The sequence below is a fragment of the Halobacteriovorax sp. GFR8 genome (assembly GCF_050955245.1).
Taxonomy (GTDB): Bacteria; Bdellovibrionota; Bacteriovoracia; order Bacteriovoracales; family Bacteriovoracaceae; genus Halobacteriovorax_A.
In genome coordinates this window covers 1,801,402-1,827,641 of the sequence record NZ_JBPBLR010000002.1, presented here as the reverse complement: position 1 = coordinate 1,827,641, position 26,240 = coordinate 1,801,402, and the positions used below count along the sequence as shown (strand labels likewise).

The window sequence follows — 26,240 nt, the reverse complement described above, 5'->3', positions numbered from 1 at the left end:
CTTTTAAAAGTGAATATAAAAAACCCTAAAGCTTATGCTTTAGGGTATTTTAAACTATCTAGTGCTGCTAGTTTCTCAAGCATTTCTGCATTCGTCCAATTGAACGAACCTTTCGCACCATGCTTACGTACTGCTACAGCATTATTCTCAATTTCGCGATCACCGATAACAAACATGAATGGAATTTTAGACTTTTGAATTTGGCGAGTCTTATATCCCATTGTTTCATTACGATCATCGACTTTTACACGGTAACCTTGTGCAAATAACTGATCTTTAAGTTTGTGGGCCGCTTCACCATGAGCATCATTATTAACTGGTACAATAACGATTTGTTCAGGCGCTAGCCAGAATGGGAAAACTCCCGCAACGTGCTCAGTGTAAACACCGAAAAATCTTTCAAGTGATCCAAGTAGGGCACGGTGAACAACAACTGGTCTTTCTTCTCCACCATCTGCTGTTGTAAACTTAAGGTCAAAGCGATCTGGTAGTTGAAAGTCTAGTTGAATTGTTCCTAGTTGCCACTTACGTCCAATCGCATCTGCTACTTCAATATCAATTTTTGGGCCATAGAATGCACCGTCACCTTCTTTAATTACATAATCGTGACCTGAAGCCTTTAGCGCTTCCTCAAGTGCGTTTTCTGCAATATCCCAAGTCTTATCATCGCCAGCTTTCTTTTCTGGGCGAGTTGATAAGTTAACTGTAATATTATCAAAACCAAATAGCTCGTAAGCAGTGAAGATCATCTTCATTGTTCTTTGAATTTCTTCTTGAACTTGATCAAGTGCTAGGAAGATGTGGGCGTCATCTTGGCAGAATGAACGTACACGAGTTAGACCTGCTAGTGCACCGGCCTTTTCGTTTCTATGAAGACGTCCAAAGTCTGCATAACGAAGAGGAAGATCACGGTAGCTATATTTATAGTGTTTAAACATTAGCATGTGACATGGGCAGTTCATCGGCTTTACTGCATACTCGCGATCATCAATCTTAGAAAAGAACATATCGTCTTTATAGTGCTCGTAGTGACCAGATGTATGCCAAAGTGAGCTATCTAAGATTTGTGGAGTGATAACTTCGTCGTATTCATAGATACGGTATAGTCTTCTAATATAGTTAACAAGTTCGTTAATAACGATTGTTCCTTTAGGCATGAAGAACGGAGCACCTGGAGCAACAGGCTCAAAGTGGAATAGCTCTAGCTCTTTTCCTAACTTTCTGTGGTCACGCTTTTTTGCTTCTTCAAGCATCATTAGGTGTTGCTTAAGAAGTTTCTTGTCTTGGAATGAGGCCGCGTAAATTCTTTGCATTACTTCACGCTTCTCATCTCCACGCCAGTAAGCGCCAGCGATACTTAGTAGTTTAAATCCTTGTGGAAGGTCATTTGTATTTTCAACGTGTGGCCCACGACAAAGGTCGATAAACTCACCTTGAGAGTAGCAGCTAACTTCTTCCCCCTCTGGGATTGCTTCAATAAGCTCTACTTTAAGTTCCTGACCTTGAGACTTGAAGAAATCAACCGCTTCAGTTCTTGTCATGACTTTTCTTTCAATTGGTAATTTTTCTTTGATGATCGTTTTCATCATATCTTCAATTTTTGGAAGATCTTCCTCGCCCAGGGTTCGATCCATCAGAATGTCGTAGTAGAAGCCATTTTCAATAACAGGTCCAACGCCAAATTGAACGCTCTCATTAGGGTAAAGTCTTGAAATTGCTTGCGCCATTAAGTGGGCGCTCGAGTGTCTGATTGTGTCTAAATCGTACTTGGGCATGTAATCTCCATAAAATTTTGGAATAATTCCTACTTTAAAGGCCCATAATATCAAATAATTAAAGGGTTCATCAATATTTTGAATGTAATTATTTTAGTTATTGTAAAGAGTTTTGACGGGCAGCGTGATGACATGTTATGAACATGTTGTGGTAAGATTCCACAAAATTCTCACAGCAGAATAGAAATAGGGAGTTGATATGCAGATTGTCGGGGGACAAGAATCTGGAAATAAAGTAAATGACGGCTTTAAGACTGAAGTTTTAGGCTTTCTTGGTCATGGGGAAGGGCTTATTCCTTCGCAAGATATTTTGACTAAGTTAGAAGTTGGTAAGGCATATTATCAACTTGGAAAGCTTCATTATGATAAGGCCGATCTTAATAAGGCCGAAGTAAACTTCTTAAAGGCCATCGACTGTGCTGAGTGTCCTCAGGATAATTATCGCGTTTTAAAAATTCTAAGTTTTCTTATTAGGATTGCAGCGGAGAAGTTAGAAGATGAGAAAGCTGCTAAGTATGTAAATCAAAGTGAGAATATCATTAACGATTTACAGATGAATTTAGGAAGTCTTTCAGCTGAGTATTTCTATTACGCTGGTTTGATTAAATCATATAGAAATGACTTTGCTGGTGCGTTTAGCGACTTAGAGCTTTCTTATAATAAATCCAAAGAAGAAAACGATCCAGATCTTCATTCGAAGTGTCTATTGGCCCTTGCTAATAATGCTTATAATAGAGGTGAATTTGATCTATCTCTTGATTATATGGCCCAACTAGATAACTTATTAAAAATCATTAATAAGGAATATCTTGGTGGATCAATGCATATGACTTACGGAAAAATCCTTATTGCTAAGGGTGACGTAGAAGCTTCTTTAAAGCATTTTAATCTTGCAAATATCACTCTTCAAAATAAGAAATGTTGGAACCTTTATGGTTATATCCTTTTAGGGATTGGACAGGTTGAAAAAGTAAAAGGCGACTATGATAGAGCAACACTTTATTACAACCTTGCAAAACAAGCTGTTGATTCAACAACTTTTAAACGTCTAACTAATGTACTTGATGCTGAAATTCATGAAGTAAATGATTCAAGTGTTGATATTTACCTTGATCGTAATAATAGAAAAGTAAAAGAAAAGAATATTGGTGTGATTGACTTTAAGCATCGCTTTGTTCTTCTTGAGATCCTTTTCTTACTTGCTAAGAATCGTGGTTCATTTTATGACAAAGAAGATTTAGCACGTGAGATTTGGAAAGATGAATACAACCCACTTATTCACGACAAGCTTATCTACACGTCAATCTCTCGTTTGAGAAAGCTAATTGAGCCTAAGGATAACAGTAATACGAAAAGAAAGTACATTATTCGTGGTAAAGACGGATATACTTTTAACCCTGATGTTAAGATCCGTTATCAAATGGAAACAAAGCTTACTGCTGGTAAAGCTGTTGCGAACGTTGACATTAGTTCTCCAGTTTAATTAGCATTATACTTAATGCGATTTATTCTTATTTCAATATTTATGATGAATATATGGGCCCTTAAAGATAGGGCCCTTTTCTCTGTTAATGGGCAGATTTATTTTGGCCATAATATCAATGAACTTTTAAAAGCGTATCATCAAAGTCTCTGTTTAATAGGCAAGGATAATTATATCGAAAAGTTGTCTGGATTGAGTTCAAGACTTGAGCAAGTAGAGATTGGCCCACGAAATTTAGTTGCTGGCGAAAAAGACTTGGTTTTAAGAGCATTAGTTTTATCAAAGTCATTAAATCTTGAAAACGAGTACATGGATAATCCTAAGTTAGGAAAATGCAAAATCTCAAAAGATCTGGTTGCTAAAGTATATGAAATCTACAACACCAATAAAGAACTAAAGAAGAGGTATAGTAGTTTTGTTGAATCTAGAAAGTTAGATGAAGCTTCTTCACAAGTCATTGAATATAAAGATTTCGTTTTTAAGAATATTAATGCGAGACTATTTCTATAATCATGAGTGGTTCTAATCAAAATTTACTTTCTAATATTGAACGGCCTAAACTCGAGGAACTGGCGAAGTTTGAGTCAAGTTTCTTTAATTGGCCTTGGACAAAAGAGAGTTGGCTTAGTTTGGCATCGAGTGGACGTGAGATCTCATGCATATGGGCCGGACAAGATGAAATTCAAGGAATTTGTGTTTTTGAAGTGAACGCTCCAGATTTTTGCCATTTATACAAAATAATTGTTCATCCTGACTTTAGAAGACGCTCTATAGCAAAGAAGCTGTTTAAAGACATGATGAGTCATTGCCAGAGAGCTTTTGGTGGCCAAACATTTCAGGTTTACCTTGAGGTTGAAGCTTCAAACGAAGGTGCCATCAGGTTTTATGAAGCTTTGGGACTTTCGAAAATTCATTTAAAGAAGAATTTCTATGCAGATGGAAGCAATGCTGTTATAATGCAGATAGTCGTAAATTGAAGTTGTTTTCATAAGTTATCAATGACAAACCTTGACAAGATTTCAAAATCTTTGATAATTAATAAGTACTTAGAAATTAGAAAAGTTTTTTCAATTTTTGAGTAAATAACGATTAGTTAAATATTTAACAAGATATAATCGGGTAGACTTTTAGGGCTACCCTTTTTTTTTATTTTTATAGGCTTTTTCTTAAAAGCATATGGGATGCGTTTAATGGATTTAGATATCTCTTATTCAGGTATGGAACAAAAGTTTTATGAACTTACTCAAGAAGTAGTAAGTGGCGAAGGTTATCTTCTATACGATATGGAATATATCAAAGGCTCTAAAACTCTACGTGTCTATATTATGAATAAAGAAACTAAGACGGCCGTTATCGAGGACTGTGTAAATGTTGACCGCGCTTTTAGTGAGCCAATGGAAGCACTTGAATGGATTCCTGATGATATCGTTCTAGAGGTGTCTTCACCAGGAATGTTTAGAAAAATAAAAACTAGAGAGCATCTAGAGTTAAGTCTCGGTGAGCGTATTTTAGTTCAATTGAATAAAAAATTTGGTGAACTTTTCCCAGGTGAAAAGTTTGATAAAAAGACAGCAAGTACCAAAAAGATTATTTGTGTTCTAAATAGCTTTGGTGATGACTTTATCGATGTGACTCTCGATAGTGATTTTGATTTAAAATTAAACTTAAATGATATTAATAAGATCGCACTTGAACCAGAAGTGTAATTGTTTGAGGTGAAAAATGAGTTTCTCAGAATTAAGTAAGATTATTGATGTTTTAGGAAAAGACCGTGGGATCGATAAGACAATTATCGTAAACGCTATTGAACAAGCTTTCTTAGTAACAGCAAGAAAGAAGTTTGGTATCCAGGGTGAGTACGAGACTCGTTATAATGAAGATGATGACGATGTAGAGATCTTCCAATATAAGAACGTTGTTGATGAAGTAAGAGATTCAATTATTGAAATCAATCTAGGTGATGCTAGAGAACTTGATGAAGATGTTGAAATTGGTGATCAATTAGGTATTAAGATTGAAAACCCTAATTTTACTCGTGTTGATGTTCAAACTGCACGTCAGATCATCATGCAAAAGGTTCGTGATGCTGAAAGAGAGATTCTATTCTCTGAGTTTAAGCACAGACAAGGTGATCTTGTAACAGGTATTGTAAGAAGATATGAGCGTGGAAATGTAATCGTTGACCTTGGAAAAGCAGACGCTGTTCTTTCAAGAAGAGAGCTGATTCCAGGTGAACAATTCAACCCAGGTGACAGAGTACAAGCATTCTTAACGGAAGTTGTTATGACTAACCGTGGGCCTGAAATTAGACTATCAAGAACTTCTCCTATGTTCCTTGTAAAGCTATTTGAAATAGAAGTACCTGAAATTCAAGACGGTACTATTGAAATCAAATCTGCTGCTAGAGAGCCAGGACAAAGAGCTAAAATTGCTGTTCAGTCAGTAGATAAAGATATTGATCCTGTAGGTGCTTGTGTTGGTATGAAAGGATCACGTGTTCAAAATATTGTAAATGAACTTCAAGGTGAAAAAATTGATATCGTAAGATGGAATGATGATCTGGCAACATTTGCAATCGCTGCTCTTGCACCATCTGAAATTGAAAATATCTCTATCGATCACGATTCTAAATCAATGGACGTTATCGTAGAAGAGGATCAGTTATCACTTGCAATTGGACGTCGTGGACAAAACGTTCGTCTAGCAGCAATGCTATCTGGTTATAATATTAACATTATCTCGAAGTCTAAACTTCAAGAAAAAGTTAATAAAGCAGTTGAAAACCTACTTCAAATCCCATCTGTTACAGATGCTATGGCACAAGTACTTGTTCAAAATAGTATCATGGCAATTGGTGACTTCATGGCAACTCCTGCTGAAGAGATTGCTTCAATGGCCGGTGTTGATGCTGCTGCAGCTCAAGCCGCAATTGATGAAGCTGCTAAGCTAGTTGAAGAAGGGGCAATTGAGCTTCAACCTGAAGGTGAAGAAGAATTAGTATCTGCCTCTGCAGTTCCTAAGTACCTAGGTATTATTAATAAAGAAGGTGCTGATCAGGATGAAGAAGGTGCTGATAAATTTAATGAAGCAGAAAGAAGATTAAGAGAAGAATTAGCTGCATTTAAAATTAAGTAATTTTAAAATAGAAAAGTGTAGTCATACTACGGAGAAAAAATGCCTAAGAAAATATTTGAATTGGCCAATGAACTCGGAAAGAAGCCATTAGACCTCGTAGAAGAGCTGAAGTCTCACGGATTCTCAGTAAGAAACCACATGTCTGTACTATCTGATGAAGATATTACTAAGTGGGAAGAGCTTGCTGGATCAAGTGCTGAAAAAGCATCTGCTGAGAAGGCAACTAAGAAGAAGACGGTCAAAAAGAAAGCTGCGAAAAAGGCGACAGTTAGAAAGAAGTCTGCAGCAAAAGCTGACGGTGAGAGCGAGGAAGATAAGCCTGCTAAGAAAACGGTTACTCGTAAAAAGAAAACTGTTGTACGTCGTAAAGCTTCATCAAAGTCTTCGGAGGCAACTTCTGATGATGAAAACACTGAAGCTGTAATCGAATCTTCTGAAGCTGTTGAAGTGAAAGCTGAAGAGTCTGTAAGTACTCCTGTAATGGAAGAGCCGGAGACTCCTGAGGTAAAAGAAGAAACGATTGAAGTTGAAGCTAAGGAAGTGAAAGAAGAAACTTCTATTGAAGCTAAGACTATAGAAGATGCTCCTAAGGAAAAAGAGGAAAAGAAAGAGTCGACGACTTTAGATGGTAAGCCATTTGGTCTTAGAATTGTTTCTGCTCCAACTAAGGAAGATAAAGAGAAAGCCGCTGCTCGCAAAGCGAAGAAAGCTGCTGGTAAAGACGAAAAAGCTGCAGATGATATTAATGCTAAAGCTGGTCCTGTTGGAAGTGATGAAGATCGTACAGCGAAAAAGGACAAGAATCGTCTAAGTGGTCTTGCTTCAATGTTAAGTGCGAAGAAGACGGTTAATCGTTCGCAAGCTCTTAACGAAGAGCGTGCAACAACCGAGCTTAAATCTTACTCTTCTCTTCAAGGTACTGGACGTCCAATGTACACTCAAGTTAAGAGAAAACGTCAATACTCGGGACCTTCGAAGTCAACTGAAATTACAGAAGTAAAAGAAGCAAAGAGAATCATTAAGCTACACGGTGGTGCTTATGCTGAGCAATTAGCTAAGAAACTTTCGGTAAAGCTTAAGGATATGATTGATAAGTGTCTCGATCTCAATCTACTTGTTAGAAATGGTGATTATATTGGTCTTAAATTAGCTGGGCAAATTGCAGCTTTATATGACTACAGAGTAGAAGATCAATCGTTTGATGAGGATGCAGCACTTGGGAAAGAAGAACTTTCTGAAGAGCAACTTAATAAGCTTCCGCTACGTGCTCCTGTTATCACGATTATGGGTCACGTTGATCACGGTAAGACAACTTTACTTGATTATATTAGAAATGAATCGATTGCTGCTGGCGAAGCTGGTGGGATCACTCAGCATATTGGAGCTTACTCGGTAGACGTTAAGGACTCTAAGCTGACTTTCCTAGATACTCCAGGTCACGCGGCCTTTGGTGCTATGAGACAGCGTGGTGCTGATATTACAGATATCGTAATTCTTATTGTTGCAGCAGATGATGGTGTAATGCCTCAAACTGTTGAATCAATTAAGTATATTCAATCTGCTGGTAAGCCATTGATTGTAGCGGTTAACAAAATGGACCGTGAAGGTGCTAACCCAGATCGTATTAAACAAGCTCTAACTGAGTTTAGTATTACTCCTGAAGAATGGGGTGGGGAAACTCAATTCTGTCACATCTCTGCTCTTAAGGGAGACGGTGTTGATGAGCTTCTAGAGGCAATTGCTCTACAAGCTGAAATTATGGAACTTAGAGCAGATCCGAAAGGTCCTGCCGAAGGTGTTGTTATTGAATCAAGAGTTGAGCATGGACGTGGTCCAGTTGCAACTGTTCTTGTTCAAACAGGAACACTTAAAAAAGGTGACTCAATCGTTGTTGGTGAGACTTACGGACGTGCCAGAAGTCTAACTGATCATAAAGGTAAGCAACATGCGAAAGTTGGTCCTTCAATGCCTGTCCAGATTATTGGTCTAGGTGAAGCTCCTTCTCCAGGTGATGCTCTTAACGTTGTTAAAAACGAAAGAGAAGCTAAGAAAATTGCTCAAAACCGTATTGATGAAAGAATAAGAATTGAAGCAGCTGCTCAAACTCAAGGGCCAAAAGTTTCTCTTGAAGACTTCTTTGCTACTGCTGCTACTGAAGAAGGACAAAAGAAAGATCTTAATCTTATCATTCGTTCAGATGTACAAGGTTCTTTTGAAGCAATCAAGTCTGCTATTGAAACAATTTCAAATCCAGAAGTAGAGGTAAAAGTTATTCGTGGTGGTGTGGGTCAAATCAGTGATTCTGACATTGAACTTGCGAATACTTCAGGTGCCTTCGTTCTTGGGTTTAATATGAGACCATCAACTTCTGCTCGTAAATTATCAGAGCAGTATGGAATTGATGTAAAGACTTACTCAATCATCTATGAACTAATCAATGATGTGAAACTTGCTGTTGAAGGTCTTCTTGATCCTGAGTTTACTGAAGAGTATATCGGGCGTGCAGAAGTACGTGATACATTCTCTGTACCAAAAATTGGAACGATTGCTGGTTCAGTTGTTGTTGACGGTAATATTCAAGTTGGTTGTAATGTTCGTCTTCTTAGAGAAGGTAAGATCATGTTTGATGGTAAGATGTCTTCACTTAAGAGATTTAAAGACGATGTTAAAGAAGTTAAGAATGGTTACGAATGTGGTGTTGGCTTAGAGAACTATGATGACATTAAAGTTGGCGACCTATTCGAAGCATATAAACTGAAAGAAAAGAAACGTAAGCTTGAGGATGTTTTAACAGCAGACTCACCAATTCTTTAATTCGGTTGGAGATGTCATGAGTGGCAATAAGAAAAAACTTCAGTATGAAGAACAAATTAAGAACGAAGTAAACCAATTACTTCGTCGTGGACTAGATAATTCAGCGTTTACTTTTTGTTCGATTACAAAAGTTGAAATAAGCCCAGACTTTTCTACGGCAAAGTTATTTTGGGATACATTTGATCCGGCCAAAAGAGGTGATATTGCTAAGGCGATGGACGCTTCTTTAGGTAAGATCAGAAGTCACCTTGCTAAGACTTTACAGGTAAGGCATACGCCTTCTCTAACTGCAGAGTATGACTCTCAGTTTGAAGATGAGCAGGAGATTGAAAAACTTCTGCAATCTGAAAAAGATAAAGGAAAGTCTTTCTAATGGCTTCAAGAAATAAGAAATTTAAAGGCCCAATCTTTGGGCCTTTCTTTTTTAAAGTGGATAAACCAAAAGGGATGACATCATTTGATGTGATTAGACGCTTTAAAAGAAACCTTCCGAAAAATATTGGAAAGATCGGGCACTTTGGAACTCTTGATCCATTTGCGACAGGTCTTCTCGTTATCGGTATTGGGCCTGCGACAAGACTCAATCAATACACGCAAATTGATTCTAAAGAATATATCGCAACAGGAGTCCTTGGTATCAATTCTCCAACTGGTGACTTTGATACTGAAGAAGGAACGATAGAAGAATTGGACTTCTCTGAAGTAAGTTTTGAGCAAGTAAATAAAGAACTTCAATCATTTGTTGGCCCGTATATGCAAAGCCCTCCGGCTTTTTCTGCTACTAAGCATGAAGGGAAGGCATTACATGAATGGGCCCGTGAAGGTGTCTTTATTGAAAAACCACCAGTAGAAAGAAAAATTCATGAAGTTGAGTTATTAGAAGTTCAAGGACGAAAAGTTACTTTTCGAGTATGTGTTTCTTCTGGAACTTACATACGCGTTCTTTTTGATGATCTTGCTAAAAAGCTTGGAACAAGAGGTGCTCTAGAAGATCTAAGACGAACTAATTCGGCCGGTATTGATTTAGAGAACAGTATTGATTTATCCATATTTGATGATGAAAATTTCAATGCTAACGAGTTTTTATTGAATTATACAAATCCAATTACTGAACTTATTGGCTTTGAAAAATTGGAATTAGATGAGGCCACAGCGCTTCGATTTATAAATGGCCAAACATTAAAAATGGAAGTGGCCGATGGACACTATTGGATAAGATCGCAAAATCAAACACTTGGGCTTGCTGCTGCTAATGGTGGTCTTATTAAAAGCTGTGTAGGTTTTAGTCCTGCCGCGTTAGATAAAATCGATTTAACTATGTGTAATTCCTTAGACGAATAATTTTAATTCGTGCTATACTCTAGGAAATTACAAGTGAAATTTAAGGAGATAAAGTGAATACTACTTTAATTGCATTAGCTATTGCATTATTAGTTGTAACAGGGATGGTTGTCCAACTAGGTGTTTTAAGCCTTCTTTCAGGTTCATTCTTCTTCCTATTTGGGAAGTCGAAGTTTGAAGTTCTAAAGTCTTCAGACGATGAAAGTTTTGCTTTTGGTTACCGTTGGAATAATTCGAGAGAGCCTGCAAAATTCAATCATGTTGTTGTTAGGCTATTCAACCCATTTGGTAAGAAAACACAAGTTACTGTTTCAAGTGACTTTGCTGTTCAAGATTCAGACTTCGGTATCGAAGTTAAGATGGGTCCTGCTTTTAAAGAAATTCTAGAGCTTGAGAATCTTGATTCTTCAACTGTAGAAATTGAACTTAAGTCTAAAGATGGCCTTACGCAATCTCGCACTATGAAGGGACGCAAGTTTATTGAAGCTTTCCGTGGTGCTGAGAATACTGTTGAGTCATTCAATGAGAAATATGGTTATGTAAAACCAAAGATGTTCTATCACCAAACAACTCGTTCATTTATTGCAGATTCAATTCCTCAAGGAGATATTCCTGTAGGTCTTAGAATTTCTGCTAATCCACAATTTGCTGGTGAATTCGCTGGTGCTGCTGGTGCAGGAGCTCCTGCTCAAGAAAACTTTGCAGTTTCTAAAGTGTGGATTGAAGAAGGTTGTATTGTTTGTAATGCTTGTGAAGGTATCTATCCAGAGGTCTTTGAAGTTACGGATACTAACTGTGTAATCCGTCCAGATGCACCTCTTGATAACGGACTCCTGATTCTTGAAGCTGCTGAAGCTTGTCCAACTGAAGTTATTAAATTCGATAAAGCATAATTCAAATTTAAAATTTTCAATTTATATTAGGGCCCTCTTTTGAGGGCCTTTCTGTTATACTTTTCTTATGGATAAGACTAAGTATTGTACTCTTTTAAAATCAGTTGATAATGAGCATTTTAAGCGTAGCTTTTTCTTAACAGAAGAAGCTATTGATGAATCTCTTATAACCAATGTTTTCTTTGTACCAAAGGTTGGTAATGAATGGTTATACCTCGTTAAAGACAATGGTAAGCTTGATTATCCTGGTGGTGAGCTTAAGGATGGTGAAAGTATTATTTTTGGCCTAGAGAGAATGTTAGGTCTTGAACTTGGCATTAGCATGAAAAGTATTAATAAGCTTGGGCACTGGATATTAGAAGATAAATACGAGACGCCTTTACGTGAGTATTTTCCTCATCCTGTCTCAGCTGCCGTCATCTTCACTGGAGATGTTAATTTCGTTAACTCTAATACTTTGAGAACTGCTACTATTGAAGAGGTTTGTCGAGCTTTAAAGTCAGAAGGCCGCCTCTTACAAGCAGATATTTACTTAGCCTGTGCTGAGCTTCTAAAGATGAAGGAGATACATGAATAAAATCACTCTTAGATATTTAACTCATGTGGATAAAGATGAATTCTTTGCTGCCTTACATGAGCATTGGGAAAACAATTTTGACTTTGTCCATTACTGGGAAACTCTAGCTAATAGAGAGTATGAAAAATATGTTTCGATAGCTCCGGATTTTGCAAAGGGGACTCATATTCCAAAAGAGCATGTGCCGGCGGCCTTACTCTTTGCCTTCAATGAAGAGGGGAAAATTGTAGGTCGTACTTCTATTCGCTTTGAATTAAATGATCATCTTTTAAAGGTTGGTGGCCATATTGGTTACGGAGTATGCCCTAGCTTTCGACGTCAAGGTTATGCGACTCAAATCCTTGCCGAGTCTTTAAACTTCGTTAGAGACAATATTAAGGGCCTTAAACGAGTCCTCGTGACTTGTGATGAAGGTAATATTGGTTCAGAGAAGACGATTCGTAAGAATGGTGGAGAGCTTGAGAATATTATTGAAGTTGACGGTGTGAAGAAGATGAGGTTTTGGATCGAGCTGTAGTGAGATTTGCGAAGTTGGTTACCCGAAGGCTCCCGTGGTGGTCGCCTCTGGGTTGAATTGCATCATTTTGCCATCGTGGCTTTAAATTATAACATTCTTTAATTCAATGAGTAGTCGTGAGATTTGCGAAATTGGTTACCCGAAGGCTCCCTTCGTGGTCGCCTCTGGGTTGTTCGGCATCATTTTGCCATCGTGGTTTTACACAATATAATTCTTGAGTTTAAAGAGTGTTCGCGAGGATTGCGAAGTTGGTTACCCGAAGGCTCCCGTGGTGGTCGCCTCTGGGTTGTTCGGCATCATTTTGCCATCGTGGTTTTAAATTATAACATTCTATAATTCAATGAGTAGTAGTGAGATTTGCGAAGTTGGTTACCCGAAGGCTCCCTTCGTGGTCGCCTCTGGGTTGTTCGGCATCATTTTGCCATCGTGGCAAATGACGCCTCCAAAAAGAAACCCGCCTGGACAGGGCGGGTTTCTCATTAAATGACAATTTTATCGGTAGATGGTCTGGATTATTTTCCTTCCATCGGGTTAATCATTCTGAAGTATAATCCAAGAAGTTTTACGTTTCTTTTCATATCTCCATAGAAGCTATCAACGTCTTTAGTAACTTTCATTTTCGTCATAGCTTCACCAACAAGCTGATCCATTTGTTGAATCTGAGCGAAGCTGTTTTCTTGGATATCTCTTAAGAAAACATCTCCTAGCTTGATTTGCTCGTTATTATTAAGACCTTGGATGATCTTAGTAATAACTGGTGCGAATAACTCAACTTGACCTTGCTCATTAACTGAAGGCATTGAGAAGTTATTCAGAAGGTTAGTGATCTTATTATCTAAGTATCTATCCTTATTTCCTGTTTTCGCCATTTGAATCATATCAACTGTTGAACAGTACTGCTCTGAAAGACGACATGCTTCTGCTTCAAAAGCGATTGGTACGATGGCCTGACTTAGCACTTGGTTGATATAGTCTAGTGTTACACCTTCAAGACCAATGTCATTCATCATCGCTGTAAACTGTGCTGATACAAAGTATGAACCAGCTTGCTTAACAAGTGCTCTTTGAGCAAGGAATCCAGCAATCATCTCTTTTTGATCTTGTGAAGCAAGAAGAGCATTGATTTGAGCGAAGTATTTCTGCATCTCAGATTTAATTGTTGCTGCATCTCCAAGAGCGGCTGCCATTTCAAGCTCTGTCTTTTGAGCTTTCATCGTATCTTCAGTTGCACCTTGTGCTGCTGGAGTTTGTGCAAGTTGAAGTCCTTCAATTTGCGCCTTTTCCCATTCTCCAAAGAATGTTGACCAACGCTCATCGTGAGAAATTAACTGCATCATACTTGCTTTCTGGATAACGTTACCAGCTACATATGAGTCTTGTGCATAAGGTACATATGCTTTTCTGATATCAGTTTTCTCAGCTACATAATCCTCTGGGATTTGGTAAGTTTGCCCTTCGTGCTCGAAAGTCTCAGTAAGTAGATCTCTTTGAGAAATATGGTTTACCCAAAATGCACGAGCAGGGTTAGCTGTTTGTTCAAATGTATCAATATTACCGTAAACTAGACCACCGATAGCAGCATAGTTAGTTTCAACTTCACCAACTTCAACTTTAAAAGCTCCGTTAGTTAGTGGGATATTACGTCCTGTTGCTGGGTCATATACTAGTGGAGTAACTTGACCAGAAAGAACCTCTCCAATTGTTGATTGTACAATTGAATCCTTAATATCAATTCCAAATAGGTACTGCTCTAGTAACTGGTATGGAATTCTTAGAGAGTTTGAACGGTACTTGTATGAGTACGACTCAGACTCTGTTAGTGCAATTAGAGCTGCTGCCTTATCATATTCAACACCACGGTTTTTCGCTCTATATGAATCACTATCAAGTGAGATTGCTTCATTCCACTTTGTTTCTACAACCATTGGCTTTTGAGTCGCTACCTGTAGAACTGTTCCATCATCAGCTGTAACTTCAGTTTGAGTTGGTACTAGAGTCGAAACAAATCTCTTATTTCTTTGTGCTTCAGTATCAAGTCCAGCACCTGGAGTGATATCTGGAGTCGCAACTACTGACTGTAGGAAGAATAGTGACTTGATTACACCATTTACTAGGTCGTTAGTTGTTGCATCATGAGTTGCTTGATCTGCTTGAGAGTACAACTCAGGAGTATAAATTAGGTGATAGAATACTTCTTCGTTCATCATTCTTAGCTTATAGAATTTATCCATTAGCCAACCAAATGCTGCTCCACCATAGAACTGCTTACGCTTTCCTGGGAAGTAGATATACTCGTACATCTGGCGGTAGTCTGCAATTTGGTAATCAACGATTTCTTCAAAAGATGAACCAAAGTCGTGTCTGTTACACTGTGGAGAGTTACCTGCGTCCTCATCTGAACAGAATCTAATTCTCTTAAGGCCTGCTTCTGCCATAAGTCTATGCTTAGAGATATTTGCAGGGTTACCGTTTTCTCCAACTAGTGCATCAACGACATCTTTAATTCTTACTAGGTGGTAGTATAGACCTGGTTCAAATTCAGATTCAACAGAAGATACCTTAACGTCAACACCATTGATCTCAATCGATTTCTTTTTCGAGTTAGTGTATCCTTCAAGTTCAACCATTCCTGTATAAGCTGCACGTAGTGCGTATACATCGTATGGAGCTAGACCATCGTAAGTTGCGTGGTCATCAATTGTGTAGTCCATAACTGAAGATGAAGTTCTCTTTGTTTCTTTCTCTCCTGGGAATACCCAGTTCTTCTTATCAAATGAACCAACGAAGTTGTGACGTAGACCAAGGTTGTGTCCGATCTCGTGTGCAAGAGTTGGCATCCAGATATCAATTAGGATGTCATTCTTTCCTTCGTCAGTTTTTGCCATTTCAAGAACATCGTAGTTCTTAGCAAGGTTGCTTAGAGCAAACTCAGCTGTTTCGTGGTTACAAATTGGGTTTTTATTACCCTTAGCATCGTACTCCATTGAATGCTTGATCTTCGCTTGAAGGGCCTCAATTGAGTTGTCACCGTGAATTGCTGCTTGTAGTGCAACGTCATCCTTATTAGCAATTGCTTGCCAAGCAGCATGTACTGCTTTTGCTTGTTTTTGGTTCGCTCTTGTGAAGTTAGATAGAACTTCATCTTTATCAAATGAGCTAGCTCTAAAGTCGTTCTTCATTAGACGATGAGCATCTTTGATTTTCCCCATATGAGAAGCGATATTAGGTCGCTTAATTGTATTAAGTAGATTGCTCTTTAAGTTAGTATGAGCAATACCATGACGGTGAGATTTGATCTCAGCTTTTTTCGTGCTTTGAGTTACTGTTTCACCTTCAATTTCAACTTCTACTTCATCAGAGTCAGCAACTTGAGTATCTTGTCCAGCAGCTTGAGTCTTGGCCTTGTGCTCTGCTAGAGCATCTTCGATTGCTTTCTTATTAAGCTCATCAGCAAGATTTTGAAGTTCTTTAGTAGGAGTAATATTTTTAACAAAGTTCTTCTCTGCGATCGCTTTATCAACCATCCAGTTAATTGAAGACTTCATGTTACCACCGTATAGGTAAACAGAAGCTGATTCAACAACACCGTTTCTTGGGTTGAATGATGGGCCACCAAGACCAATAATTGAGCTTGAAGTCGCTTTTTCTACCCAGTAGATATGGTTACGTTGTAGATCTCCTAAGTGAGTTTTTTCCACAACTTCGATATTTACTGAACGTGACACACCATCAAGATTGTGAGTTAGAGAAAGGTTCTTTGTTCCTGCTGGAATTGAATCATCCTTTTCAATCTTAAGAGTGATGACATCACCACGTCCTTCGTATTGAGTCCCTTTGAATGCACGCTTAAATCCAAGGTTGATATCATCAATAACTTTTTGAGAAGAAACAATAATCTTATTTCTTAGATCAAGTTCTGTTTGAGTTAGTTTTCTAATTAGTTTTCCATCTTTGTCATATTTATTTGATGGGATACCTGTAAGTACGTACTCGATATTCTTACCATTTCTGATATCAAATACCATTGGTAGATCTACAGTTGTATCAAAGTCACGAGTTTGCTCAGTGTATCCTTTTGGAACTAGCTTCGAACCTGTGAATAGACCAAAGTTAAACTTCTTCTGAACTTCGTAAGAAAGGTTTTGTTCTGGCTCTTCGAACTCTTGATTGTACTTCATGAAAGTAGTTCTTTCTTTGAAAGTCATCGTTTCATTCTGTTGTCCCCAGTAGTCTCCACCAAAGTCAGCACAATTAAATAGGTTACCCTTTTTATAAGTTGATTGAGTAGAGAAGTTAAGGAAATCATCCTTTCCATCAACAACCTGTACGATATCTCTTACTTCTGTCAGTCCGTGGGCCTTTCCGCCTCCACAAACACTCATTAGGTAAGGGTCTAGTGATGTAAGAACATCACCAATTTGGTCGTTACCAAGGTTTACAACAGCAATAGCTCTTTCATCATTGTGACTTGCTGGAACGTAAACGATTCCACCTTTGTCATTCTTACTTTCACGGAAGTATTCTGCTTCAAATGCTAGTAAAGGTTCTGTATCAAGATTTGTTGATCCTGTTTTATCAAGAAGCGGTTTTGATCTTTTAACAAGAACACGTCCTGGCTCAAAGTGGAACTTAACGATTTCTACGTGGAAAGTTGCTTTAGAACCAGCAAAGCTATAATTAAAGATGTTTGGAGAGTCTTCTAAAACTCTTCTAAAAGTAAATTCTTGGTTCTTGAATTTTTCAAGTTTTAGCCAAGCAGTTGAGAGTTCATTTCTAATTTCTGTTGGGTAGATCTCTTCAGGTTGAGAATCTTTTTCTAGTTGAATGAATTTTGCATCTTCAGCAACAGTGCTTGAAGAGATTTTTGTTTCAGCTAGAATCTCATCATTATCATCGATATCGTACTTGAATTTGACGTACTTAATCTTTTCAGAAATTTCTGAACGTAGGAAACAGTTATCAAGAGCGATCTTTGCTCTCTTTGCTGTATCAGCGTCACATCTTGAAAAGAGTAAGTTAAATCTTTCTGCACGAGCTAGCTGTTCTTCATTTTCAGTTAGGTCTTCTTTCTTAATAACTCGTGCAAAGTATGCCTTACTTTCATTGTCATCAAGAATAACCTTAATTAGGTCTTTGTTATCAAATACGTGACCATCATGCTTTGAAGTAGTGAAGGCATTTTCGTTATTAAGGATACGATCTTCAAGTTGACCTACTGTGAATAGGTTACTTTCAACCTTATCACGACGGTAGATCGTCGCGATCTCTTTTTGATCCATCCCGAAAACACCAGTATATGTTCTGTTTTCGATTAGGTAATCAACTTTATAGTGAGTTGATTCAGAGCGATCTTTTTCAACGTATCTAATGTGCCTTGTTTTTTCATCAAGGTCGTTTTTAACATTTTCTCTTTGGTAGAAGTCAACACCGTATTGAAATAGTGGAATACGGTCAAGCTTAGAAGCTTTAACAGGAAGAACGTCGCGAATAATTTTGTTTGAAACACTGAATGCTTTTGCACTTTTGTCCGCTGGTGCAATATAAGCTACAAGGTAGTTTGTCGTTAGATCAAATGTAATCTCAAATTTCTGACCTTCTTGTTCTGCGAAAACAAGGAGATCTTTTACAAGAACATTATATGTTTCATCATTAGAGCTAACAATCTTTGTCGAGTAGAGAGTCTTTGCTTCACTTCCAACACTTGTATCGATTAGATCTGTTGAAATATCGTTTTTCGAAAGCTCCTCTTGTGTAGCAATAGCTTTTGCTTCAATGACAAGCTTAGCTGCTGTAACAGAGTTCTTAGTACGGTAAGTTTCTTTGGCAAAATCAGGCTCTTTGTCCGGAAGAGTCTTTGCACAACTTGAAAGAATTGCGGCCAATGCGAATGCATGTGTAAGGCCTCTAAGCATTCCAAATTTGTTTTCATTTTTGATTTTCATTTTTTCTTCTACCTTTGTTCTTTTTGTCATTTGTTCTTCTTTCTCTTTGTCTTCGCTATGTGTGTTCTATATTTTTATTGTTAGTGATGCATAAACTGATGAATCTCTTTCATCAAATAGGTCGATCTCAACCTTTTTCCCATCAGGTGATAGGGGAGTTCCTCCAAATTCATGACCTACCTCTAGGTTGTATTTTGGCCCAAAGCTATATCCAATAGCTTGTGAGAACGAATAAGCATCTTTTGTGTTATTCTGATATGTCCAACCTTTCATATATGTTCCTCCAAGAGATAGGTATAGCTCATCCGACATGCTATAAGTCAGATATGCAACTGATGAAAGACTATATGAAGTGTTCGAGCTTCCAGTCATTGATGATTCATACTCATGGAAGTTCTTGGATGCACCAAGAATAACTAATGCAGATAGGTCCTTAATCCCAGTAACACTATCGGCTATTGATAGGCCTTCACTTAAGCTAATTCCTGCTTGAAGGTTAGAATATTTTCTCGATACCTTACTTGTTGGTAATTTAACTGATGCCGTACCAAAAGAGACAACACCTTCAAATGATTGAGAAGCCTTTCTAGTAAAGGATAGAGACGTATCACTGATTCTACTCTTACGCTCGTCAACAAAGTCTTTTGATATTGTTGTTTTAGCTGCGAAGCTTCCTTTATCTGTAATAATGTTGAAACGAAACGAGTTATACATTCCACTATAATGTCCTGCCTCAGAAGTCTTTAATAAGTCTCTTGAAACTGTCGTATCAATTCTAGCTGACCAATTTCTAGTCGCACCAGGTGCTTTTTTGACACCTTGAATACTACTAGTGCTACTTTGGGCAACAACAGATGTTGTTGTAAGCGCAAGTAAAATTAATGAGATACACTTAAATGGTGTCACTCTGTCTCCTTTTTTCGTTCCTGAAAATGATATTCGTTCAATACTTGATGCAAATAGTATGCCATTTGTTCAGTTTCGGACGAGTTCGCATTTGATGTAAATATATAACAAGACGTGAGGGAAGACGTGGAGTTTGGAAAATCTACAGGGTTGTTTATGGAGTTGACGAAATTGTGTGGAAATATAAAGGGAGGCCGTGGGACGGCCTCCGATTACATCTAGGCCCAAAAGAGAGAGGGATTATGAGGGATATTGGGGCCTAAACGATATTTGTACCAAAATTTAAAACATGGGCGCCGCGATGCAGCACTCTCATTTTTGAATATGCCTTATTAACGGAAGGGATGCTAGCGAAGATAAGTTAATTTTGTTTAAGAAGGGTAAATTAACTTTTAGAGGAATCGTTTCAGAATTCCAGATGTAATCATGTCTTTGAAGCCAGCTTCATTTTCTTGCCATACTTCTTCGACAGTGATTCCTGTGTCGATAGTAGGACATTCAAATGTGAGCACAGGTGCGGCGAGATCGACACTGCCATATGTTCCAAGTGATCCTGGAGTTGGGTAGCCGATATCATCTGCTATAGGATATTTATTGTGCCTGGCCAAAAGTTGCGCAACATCCTTACAGTCACCATTGTAGTTTACGATTGGCTTCCATGAATGAATAGATAAGATAAAGGCCGGTGGATACTCTTTAAAGAGTTTGTCTAGATATTGATTTTCAGGCTCACTTAAAGGTGCCGTTCCTGGGTTGTACTTGGCCTCTTCAAAATCACCCTCCCAACTCTGAGTAGGAAGGTTACGGTTTAGGTCTACGCCGTTGGCATTAACACGTGTGCCAGCATTAACACCATCAATATTAACAATTGGAATTACAACTAAAGGTAGATCAATCTCTACTTCGTTTTTAAGCCACGAAAAAATTTCTTTTAAGCAGTGAACTCCCTCGATTTCATCTCCGTGAACTCCTGCCATGAGGTAGATAAAGCGAGATGAATCAACTTTATTTTTAAAAGCTTCGATTTCAAGATTGTTAACTGTTTTACCTGACTCTAATTTTATAAATTCCATAAAGAAATTGTGGTGGAAGTTTCCTTTTTTGTAAATGAAGATTTATACTTATGACTTTAAAAAGGAATCCTTAAGTAATGAAAAAGAAAAGCATACTAAAAACTTTAGAATATTTGGAAAGCGTTCTCGATACTCAAGATGATCATGATGCAATTGCTCAATTAAGAGAAAGCGTTGAACTTCTTGAAGATATCGACAATGGTGTTGCAAGCGGTAATGGCCACTTCAGCATCCCAATGGAAGCAATGGGTGCATACACTGTTTATAGCGATGGTGGTTGTCGTGGAAACCCTGGGCCAGGTGCATGGGGTGCAATGGGACAAAACCCTGAGGGTGTGGTCTTCTTTGAAAGCTCAGGCTTTGAGTTTCAAACGACTAATAACCGTATGGAGCTTACTGGAGCTATTGAATCACTAAAGTCACTAGAAAATGAGTTAGAGGAAATGGGCCTTGATAATAGTCATGCGGCCTTCCTTTATAGTGATTCGAAGTATGTTGTTGACGGTATCACAAAATGGGCCCCTGGATGGAAGTCACGTGGCTGGAAAAAAGCTGACAAGAAAACTCCAGAAAATATCGATCTATGGCAGAGCTTTGATGAAGTTGTAGGAAGATTTTCAAACCTACAGTTTCGTTGGGTGAAAGGGCACAGTGGCCACCCGCAAAATGAGCATTGCGATATGTTGGCCAATAAGGCAATGGATGAAAATATTTAAGGCTTGAAAAGCGGACTAAAGCACTTTAATCTATTAAGATAAATATTAATTAGTAACTAGACTTCAATAAATTTAGACAAAGGATGTTAAATGAAGAAACTACTAGCAACAGTGGCAATTGCGCCATTACTATTTGTTTCATGTGGTAAGAAAGCTGAAGTAAAGCCTGAGACTGAAAATGATAAGATCTTTTATTCAGTAGGGCATGTTTACGGAAAGAGATTTAAAGACTTTAAACTTACTGAAAGAGAAATGAATAACCTTGTTCAAGGTGTTCGTGATGGTATGACTAAGGATGCAACTGATATTGATACAAGACAATTTGCATTCAAGTTTAGAGATATCGTAAATCAAAGAATGAGTGAAGTGTCTAAGACTGAAAAAGATGCTGGTGCAAAATTTCTTGCTGAATTCGTAGCTAAAGAAGGTGCTAAGAAGACTGAATCAGGTCTAGCTTATAAAATCATTGAAGCTGGTTCTGCAAAGAAGCCTGTGGCAACTGATACTGTAAAAGTTCACTACAAAGGTACTCTAAGAGATGGAACAGAATTTGATTCATCTTATAAGAGAAATAAGCCAATTGAATTCCCACTTAACAGAGTTATCAAAGGTTGGACTGAAGGGATGCAACTTATTGGTGAAGGTGGAAAGATTAAGTTAGTTATTCCATCTGAACTTGCTTATGGAGATCAAGGTGCTCCTCCATCAATTCCTGGTGGCGCGACACTTACTTTTGAAGTTGAACTAATCGAAGTTCTTCCTCCTGCAAAGAAATAATTCTTAAACGAATTTATCAAATAATAGATAGGCCTTCTTAAGATTTCTTAATGAAGGCCTATTTTTTTTCTCACCAAGTGACATTCAATATTCTGTGTGTTTTCCTTTTACTATTGTTTCTAATTAGGGAGGAAAGATGAAAGTAATTCTACTGATTGCCTTATTGTTACAACCTGTTTCAGAAGCTTCTTTCTTTAAGCAAAAAAGAGAGAAAGAATCGTTCTTTGCTTATATCATAAGGATTTTGATCAAGCCTTCAATTCCTCACGATGGAGAAGGCGATACTTAGAAAGCGTAACCAACAGATAGGCCAAACATTGTTTGATCAGTTGATTGTTGAAAACCATCAGCAAATTCTTCATCTGATTGGATAGCATCAAAATTTGCTTTAAAGATAAGTGACTGGGATGTTGAGACTTTATACTCAAGTCCTAAACTTACAGATGGAAGAAGCATTGCACTTCCAACTCTTACAGTGTCTTGGATACTTGTTTCAGAACGACCGAAACCCACACCAAGGGAAACAAAGTAGCTGAAACGGTAGCTCCAATTATTGTCGAATGATATTTTAAGGGCCGCTGTCCCCATCATTCTCTTTGTTTCTTGTTCAACATTTGGATTGAGGAGAGTGAGTAGGTCCAGGTCATAGCGAAATCCAATAATTGTTTGGAATGTCTGGTTGATAGGGATTGCGTAATTGAATTGGAATGTATCCCCAGTTCTTGTACCATCATTATTTGTACTAGAACTTGTTGATTCACTCAGGCCTTGGTTCTTCCCATAGAAGAACTCGAATCGATTATCGTAGCGCTGAAATTGTTTTTCTCTAAGAGACATCTCTTCCTCAGCAAGCATCTTTCTATAATTTTCATCTCCAAGAATTTTTGGAATCTCTAACCAAACTCTTTCAGGAGAGTAGTTAACAGTAACAATTTGTCCTTTCTCAAACGGTACTCTGATATTATTGTCTGTTACAATCCACTGTGAGTATTCTTTTGTTATAGAGATGGCACGAGCTGTAAAAGAGATTTCTTTCGAAGAAAATAGGGACACTTGGCCCTTAACAATATTATCTGTTCTACCTTTACGAATAACAAAAGACATCCCGTCATTGGCAATATTTTGAATAACAATTAAGTTTGTATTGAGATCGTATTTTTCAGCAAGGGCGTGATTGGCCAATGTTAGAATTGTCATAGTGACTAGTAGAGTTTGCAAAAATCTTCGAAAGCTATTCATACAAGTATTTTATAACCAATGACAAGTTAAAGAAATCATTGGCAAATACTCCTTATTTGCTCTTGATAACCTAGCACTTTGATACAGTAATATTAATAGTTTAACTTTATTTATTAATCTCCGATATGAAATTAGGGATTTATGGATATGAAACTTAATAATACTTTTTACATTCTCTTAGTTGTACTTTTTATTGCGTGTAAACCTGTTAGTAATACAGGCCGTGATAACACTAACTCTTCTGATACTTCTGATCTTACAAAAAGACATCAGATTACTCTTATTGAAGTTTCTTCAAACCAACTTATTCTCAATGGGACAAATCTTTCAACGATTAGTGCGGTTAAAACAAAGAATGGCCCACAGGTTATCAATTTAAATATCTTATCAAAGTCTGCAAATATGGTGAGGCTAGGGGTTCCTAATGGTTTAAAGATTGTTGGTGGCTTTATCTATGATCTTATTGTAACAGATGCATTCGGGCAAACTGTAACTTCTGTTAGCTTTGATGTTCAAAATAGTTCAATTTCAACAAGTAAAATTCAAGACGGTGCTATTACAAATTCTAAGTTAAGCTCACTTGGTGCTTCAAGTGCTGGCCAGGTTCTCCAGTATAATGGAGCTTCATGGGTTGCGGTAGATTATCTTGGTGGCTCTAATTATTTAGGACGTCTCATTCTTGATACAGGCGGGGGAGTCACAGCTCCTTCTGTTGCCGGAGTTAATAATGGTGACTTCTATGTTGTTAACGATGCAGCACCTGTTGCTGGTGATTTAAATGGCGATGGTAATATTGAAACTTTCACTGCAGGTGATATTATTCGTTTTAATGAATCAACGAATAAATGGGATCTACAATTAAGTAACGGGAGTTACGCTGGGCCTTGGGATATTAACGGCTCACATATTAGACGTAGTGGTTCTGGTGGAAAGGTAACAATTTCTGATGACCCATATGAAGGGCCATCAAAATTAACTGTAAGTGGAAATATTGCAGGGCCTACAACTGCGGAAGAAAGTATTCTTTTACACGTTGGTGGAAATGTTAGTTCAGGGCTTGCTTCAAGTTGGTCAAGGGCCTTATCATTCGGATTAAGACAAGAACACAATGCTACGATGGGTGTCTATGGTAGTAACACAAGTGTTGGTGGAATGAACTATTTCTTCATCGATGTTGATGGAGATGGTGACAGTTTAGCATCAAACTTCTGGAACTCTGCAGAGTTCTTCATTGATTCAGCTGGACGTACATCAATTGGTGGTGTTCCTGATCCTCTTTATCTTTTCTATGTATATGGAAACTCAGGCATCAACGGGAACTTTAATGTTACTTCCACTGTAACAGCATCGGCCTTTGTTGGAGATGGCTCAGGGATTACAAATATAAACGCTGTTAATATGACTAATTCTGGGACAACGACAATTACTGCTGGTAGTTCTGGTCCAGGTGATATTGCTTTTCAGGCAGAATCATCTGATTTTGCTCTTTACGATGCAAATGGAAATTTGTCATTTGGTCACACTTCGAACTTAGGTACATTTAATGCTACAGCTCAAATTGATGTACGAAGTGACTCAGGGGATGCTAGTGGACAATTCTACTCTTATGGCGGAAATCAGTCATCAATCAATCTAGCAAGTTCTCAAGGTCTAATAACTGCACCGTCAATGACGACAGCAAGTGATATTCTTGGTCTCCTAAACTTTGGTGGAGACACGGGAAGTGGAATTGTAAATACTGCAAGTATTCGTTCAACTGCAACAGAAAATTTTAGTGCAACAAACCTTGGGACTGAATTAAATTTTTATACGACAGCTAATACAACAAATACTCAACAAGAGAATATGAGGCTTTCTCATAATGGAAGGCTACTTGTTGGAAGTACTGCTGTCTCTGATACTTCAGGCTATCAAATGGTCGTTGGGGGTAGTACTCAATTGGCCGGTAACCTAAACGTTACTGGGATTTCACAACTTAGTAATACAATTGTTTCAGGGACTCTTTCACACTCTGGAAATCTTTCAACAACAAACCTAACTGCTAGTGGGACCATTCAAGGTAATGGAATTACTTCTACTGGTGGACTTACTAACACTGGAGCGCTTAATACAACTGGTGCGGCCGTTGTTAATGGGACTCTTCAGGTAACAGGTGATGCAACTTTTGATAGTGACATTACTGTAACTGGTGATGTTGATTTTGGTAATATCTCTGTGAACACTATTGCAGGGGATGCAACCACAAGTTCTGCATTTTTTGGACAGGTGACTTCCGCACAGAAAATTATTTCACAAGGTGGAATTGATAATGTTGTTTTTAAAGGTGGTACGTTAAATAATTTTGAAATTTTAGTTGATAATGGATCAGGTATTAAGCTTGGTAACTTAAATACAGCAGGAGCTGTTGGTTCTAATCTTCCTGTAACAATATCTACTGCAAATACAGACCGTATGACTGTTACTGCTGCAGGACGCGTTGGTGTAGGAACAACAACTCCTTCAGAACAATTTCATGTCGTAGGGAATCTAAGGGTTCAAGGCGCTACAGATTGTACACTTGGAGGCGGGGCGGGAGCAACGAATTGTACTTCTGATGAGAGACTTAAAGATAACGTGACAGAGATTGACCACGCCCTTGAGAAAATTAAGGCCCTTAAAGGTGTTGAATTTAATTGGAATGAAAAATCACTCTCTCCTGGAATGCATTCGATTGGTGTCATTGCTCAAGATGTGAAGGCACAATTTCCAACTGCAGTAATTGAAAATGCTGATGGATGGCTGTCTGTAGATTATGCAGTTCTTGTATCTCCACTAATTGAAGCGGTAAAAGAGCTAGATGAGAATATGGCCATGTATAAGGTAATGAGTGAGGGTGTTGAGGCCCAAGTATCAGCAAATACTCGCGAGATTGCCTCTCTAAAAGAAGAGAATAATAAGCTTAAAGAAGAGAATGAAGAGATGAGAGAAGCTCTTTGCTCACTAAATAAAAGCTTTAAGTTCTGTCAGTAGGTGATCGCTCTTGTCAGCTATTTAAGGCGCTTTCACTACTTAT

General features: G+C 38.0%; 20 protein-coding genes. 15 read left to right on the top strand and 5 right to left on the bottom strand.

Annotated features, from left to right (window positions below):
• Positions 1-32: 32 nt before the first annotated feature.
• Positions 33-1,775 (bottom strand): threonine--tRNA ligase, encoded by a 1,743-nt coding sequence (gene thrS / locus ACRXC1_RS09155; protein WP_433658222.1) that lies wholly within the window; start codon positions 1,773-1,775, stop codon positions 33-35.
• Positions 1,776-1,974: 199 nt separating this feature from the next.
• Between thrS and ACRXC1_RS09150 the strand changes: the two genes are divergently transcribed.
• The 11 genes from ACRXC1_RS09150 (at position 1,975) to ACRXC1_RS09100 (ending at position 12,535) form a co-directional block, all read left to right on the top strand.
• Complete coding sequence (locus ACRXC1_RS09150) at positions 1,975-3,258, top strand: winged helix-turn-helix domain-containing protein (protein WP_392860280.1); 1,284 nt, start codon at positions 1,975-1,977, stop codon at positions 3,256-3,258.
• A 42-nt stretch (positions 3,259-3,300) separates the two neighbouring features.
• Positions 3,301-3,768 carry a hypothetical protein gene (locus tag ACRXC1_RS09145; RefSeq protein ID WP_392911987.1) on the top strand — a complete coding sequence of 156 codons (468 nt, stop codon included), beginning with the start codon at positions 3,301-3,303 and terminating at the stop codon, positions 3,766-3,768.
• A 2-nt stretch (positions 3,769-3,770) separates the two neighbouring features.
• The gene (locus tag ACRXC1_RS09140) at positions 3,771-4,235 is read left to right on the top strand and encodes a GNAT family N-acetyltransferase (protein ID WP_433658219.1); all 465 of its coding nucleotides are present in this window, start codon (positions 3,771-3,773) and stop codon (positions 4,233-4,235) included.
• 213 nt (positions 4,236-4,448) lie between these two features.
• Complete coding sequence (gene rimP, locus ACRXC1_RS09135; RefSeq protein WP_392911983.1) at positions 4,449-4,964, top strand: ribosome maturation factor RimP; 516 nt, start codon at positions 4,449-4,451, stop codon at positions 4,962-4,964.
• Between the two features lie 16 nt (positions 4,965-4,980).
• Positions 4,981-6,393, top strand: coding sequence for a transcription termination factor NusA (nusA, locus tag ACRXC1_RS09130; RefSeq protein WP_392911981.1), 1,413 nt, complete (start codon positions 4,981-4,983; stop codon positions 6,391-6,393).
• A gap of 39 nt (positions 6,394-6,432) precedes the next feature.
• Positions 6,433-9,207, top strand: a complete 2,775-nt coding sequence (gene infB / locus ACRXC1_RS09125; protein ID WP_433658216.1) for a translation initiation factor IF-2 — start codon at positions 6,433-6,435, stop codon at positions 9,205-9,207.
• 16 nt (positions 9,208-9,223) lie between these two features.
• The gene (rbfA, locus tag ACRXC1_RS09120) at positions 9,224-9,580 is read left to right on the top strand and encodes a 30S ribosome-binding factor RbfA (RefSeq protein ID WP_392911977.1); all 357 of its coding nucleotides are present in this window, start codon (positions 9,224-9,226) and stop codon (positions 9,578-9,580) included.
• On the top strand, positions 9,580-10,548 hold the full coding sequence (truB, locus tag ACRXC1_RS09115) for a tRNA pseudouridine(55) synthase TruB (RefSeq protein ID WP_433658214.1): 969 nt from the start codon (positions 9,580-9,582) through the stop codon (positions 10,546-10,548). The genes rbfA and truB overlap by 1 nt, the downstream gene beginning before the upstream one ends.
• Positions 10,549-10,601: 53 nt before the next feature.
• On the top strand, positions 10,602-11,441 hold the full coding sequence (locus tag ACRXC1_RS09110) for a ferredoxin (protein WP_433658212.1): 840 nt from the start codon (positions 10,602-10,604) through the stop codon (positions 11,439-11,441).
• 67 nt (positions 11,442-11,508) lie between these two features.
• Entirely contained in the window at positions 11,509-12,018 is a 510-nt protein-coding gene (locus ACRXC1_RS09105; protein WP_433658210.1) for a hypothetical protein, read from the top strand.
• A complete protein-coding gene (locus ACRXC1_RS09100) occupies positions 12,011-12,535 on the top strand; it encodes a GNAT family N-acetyltransferase (RefSeq protein ID WP_433658208.1) in 525 nt (174 codons plus the stop codon). Before ACRXC1_RS09105 ends, ACRXC1_RS09100 begins: the two co-directional genes overlap by 8 nt.
• A 512-nt stretch (positions 12,536-13,047) precedes the next feature.
• On the opposite strand, the gene ACRXC1_RS09095 is transcribed toward ACRXC1_RS09100, so the two are convergent.
• The 3 genes from ACRXC1_RS09095 to ACRXC1_RS09085 form a co-directional block, all read right to left on the bottom strand.
• A complete protein-coding gene (locus ACRXC1_RS09095) occupies positions 13,048-18,507 on the bottom strand; it encodes a zinc-dependent metalloprotease (protein ID WP_433658206.1) in 5,460 nt (1,819 codons plus the stop codon).
• A gap of 36 nt (positions 18,508-18,543) precedes the next feature.
• Entirely contained in the window at positions 18,544-19,383 is an 840-nt protein-coding gene (locus ACRXC1_RS09090) for a hypothetical protein (RefSeq protein WP_433658204.1), read from the bottom strand.
• Positions 19,384-19,775: 392 nt separating this feature from the next.
• Positions 19,776-20,456 (bottom strand): M14 family murein peptide amidase A, encoded by a 681-nt coding sequence (locus tag ACRXC1_RS09085; protein WP_433658202.1) that lies wholly within the window; start codon positions 20,454-20,456, stop codon positions 19,776-19,778.
• Between the two features lie 77 nt (positions 20,457-20,533).
• Between ACRXC1_RS09085 and ACRXC1_RS09080 the strand changes: the two genes are divergently transcribed.
• The 3 genes from ACRXC1_RS09080 to ACRXC1_RS09070 all read left to right on the top strand — a co-directional run bounded on the left by ACRXC1_RS09080 (position 20,534) and on the right by ACRXC1_RS09070 (position 22,238).
• Positions 20,534-21,172, top strand: coding sequence for a ribonuclease H family protein (locus ACRXC1_RS09080; protein WP_433658200.1), 639 nt, complete (start codon positions 20,534-20,536; stop codon positions 21,170-21,172).
• Between the two features lie 90 nt (positions 21,173-21,262).
• Positions 21,263-21,949, top strand: a complete 687-nt coding sequence (locus ACRXC1_RS09075; RefSeq protein ID WP_392911959.1) for an FKBP-type peptidyl-prolyl cis-trans isomerase — start codon at positions 21,263-21,265, stop codon at positions 21,947-21,949.
• A 136-nt stretch (positions 21,950-22,085) separates the two neighbouring features.
• The gene (locus ACRXC1_RS09070; protein WP_433658197.1) at positions 22,086-22,238 is read left to right on the top strand and encodes a hypothetical protein; all 153 of its coding nucleotides are present in this window, start codon (positions 22,086-22,088) and stop codon (positions 22,236-22,238) included.
• Here ACRXC1_RS09070 and ACRXC1_RS09065 read toward each other — a convergent pair.
• Positions 22,235-23,188: a hypothetical protein gene (locus ACRXC1_RS09065; RefSeq protein ID WP_433658195.1), complete on the bottom strand. Its 954-nt coding sequence runs from the start codon at positions 23,186-23,188 to the stop codon at positions 22,235-22,237. The two genes, ACRXC1_RS09070 and ACRXC1_RS09065, sit on opposite strands and share 4 nt — an antisense overlap.
• A 147-nt stretch (positions 23,189-23,335) precedes the next feature.
• Between ACRXC1_RS09065 and ACRXC1_RS09060 the strand changes: the two genes are divergently transcribed.
• A complete protein-coding gene (locus ACRXC1_RS09060; protein ID WP_433658193.1) occupies positions 23,336-26,197 on the top strand; it encodes a tail fiber domain-containing protein in 2,862 nt (953 codons plus the stop codon).
• Positions 26,198-26,240: the final 43 nt, after the last annotated feature.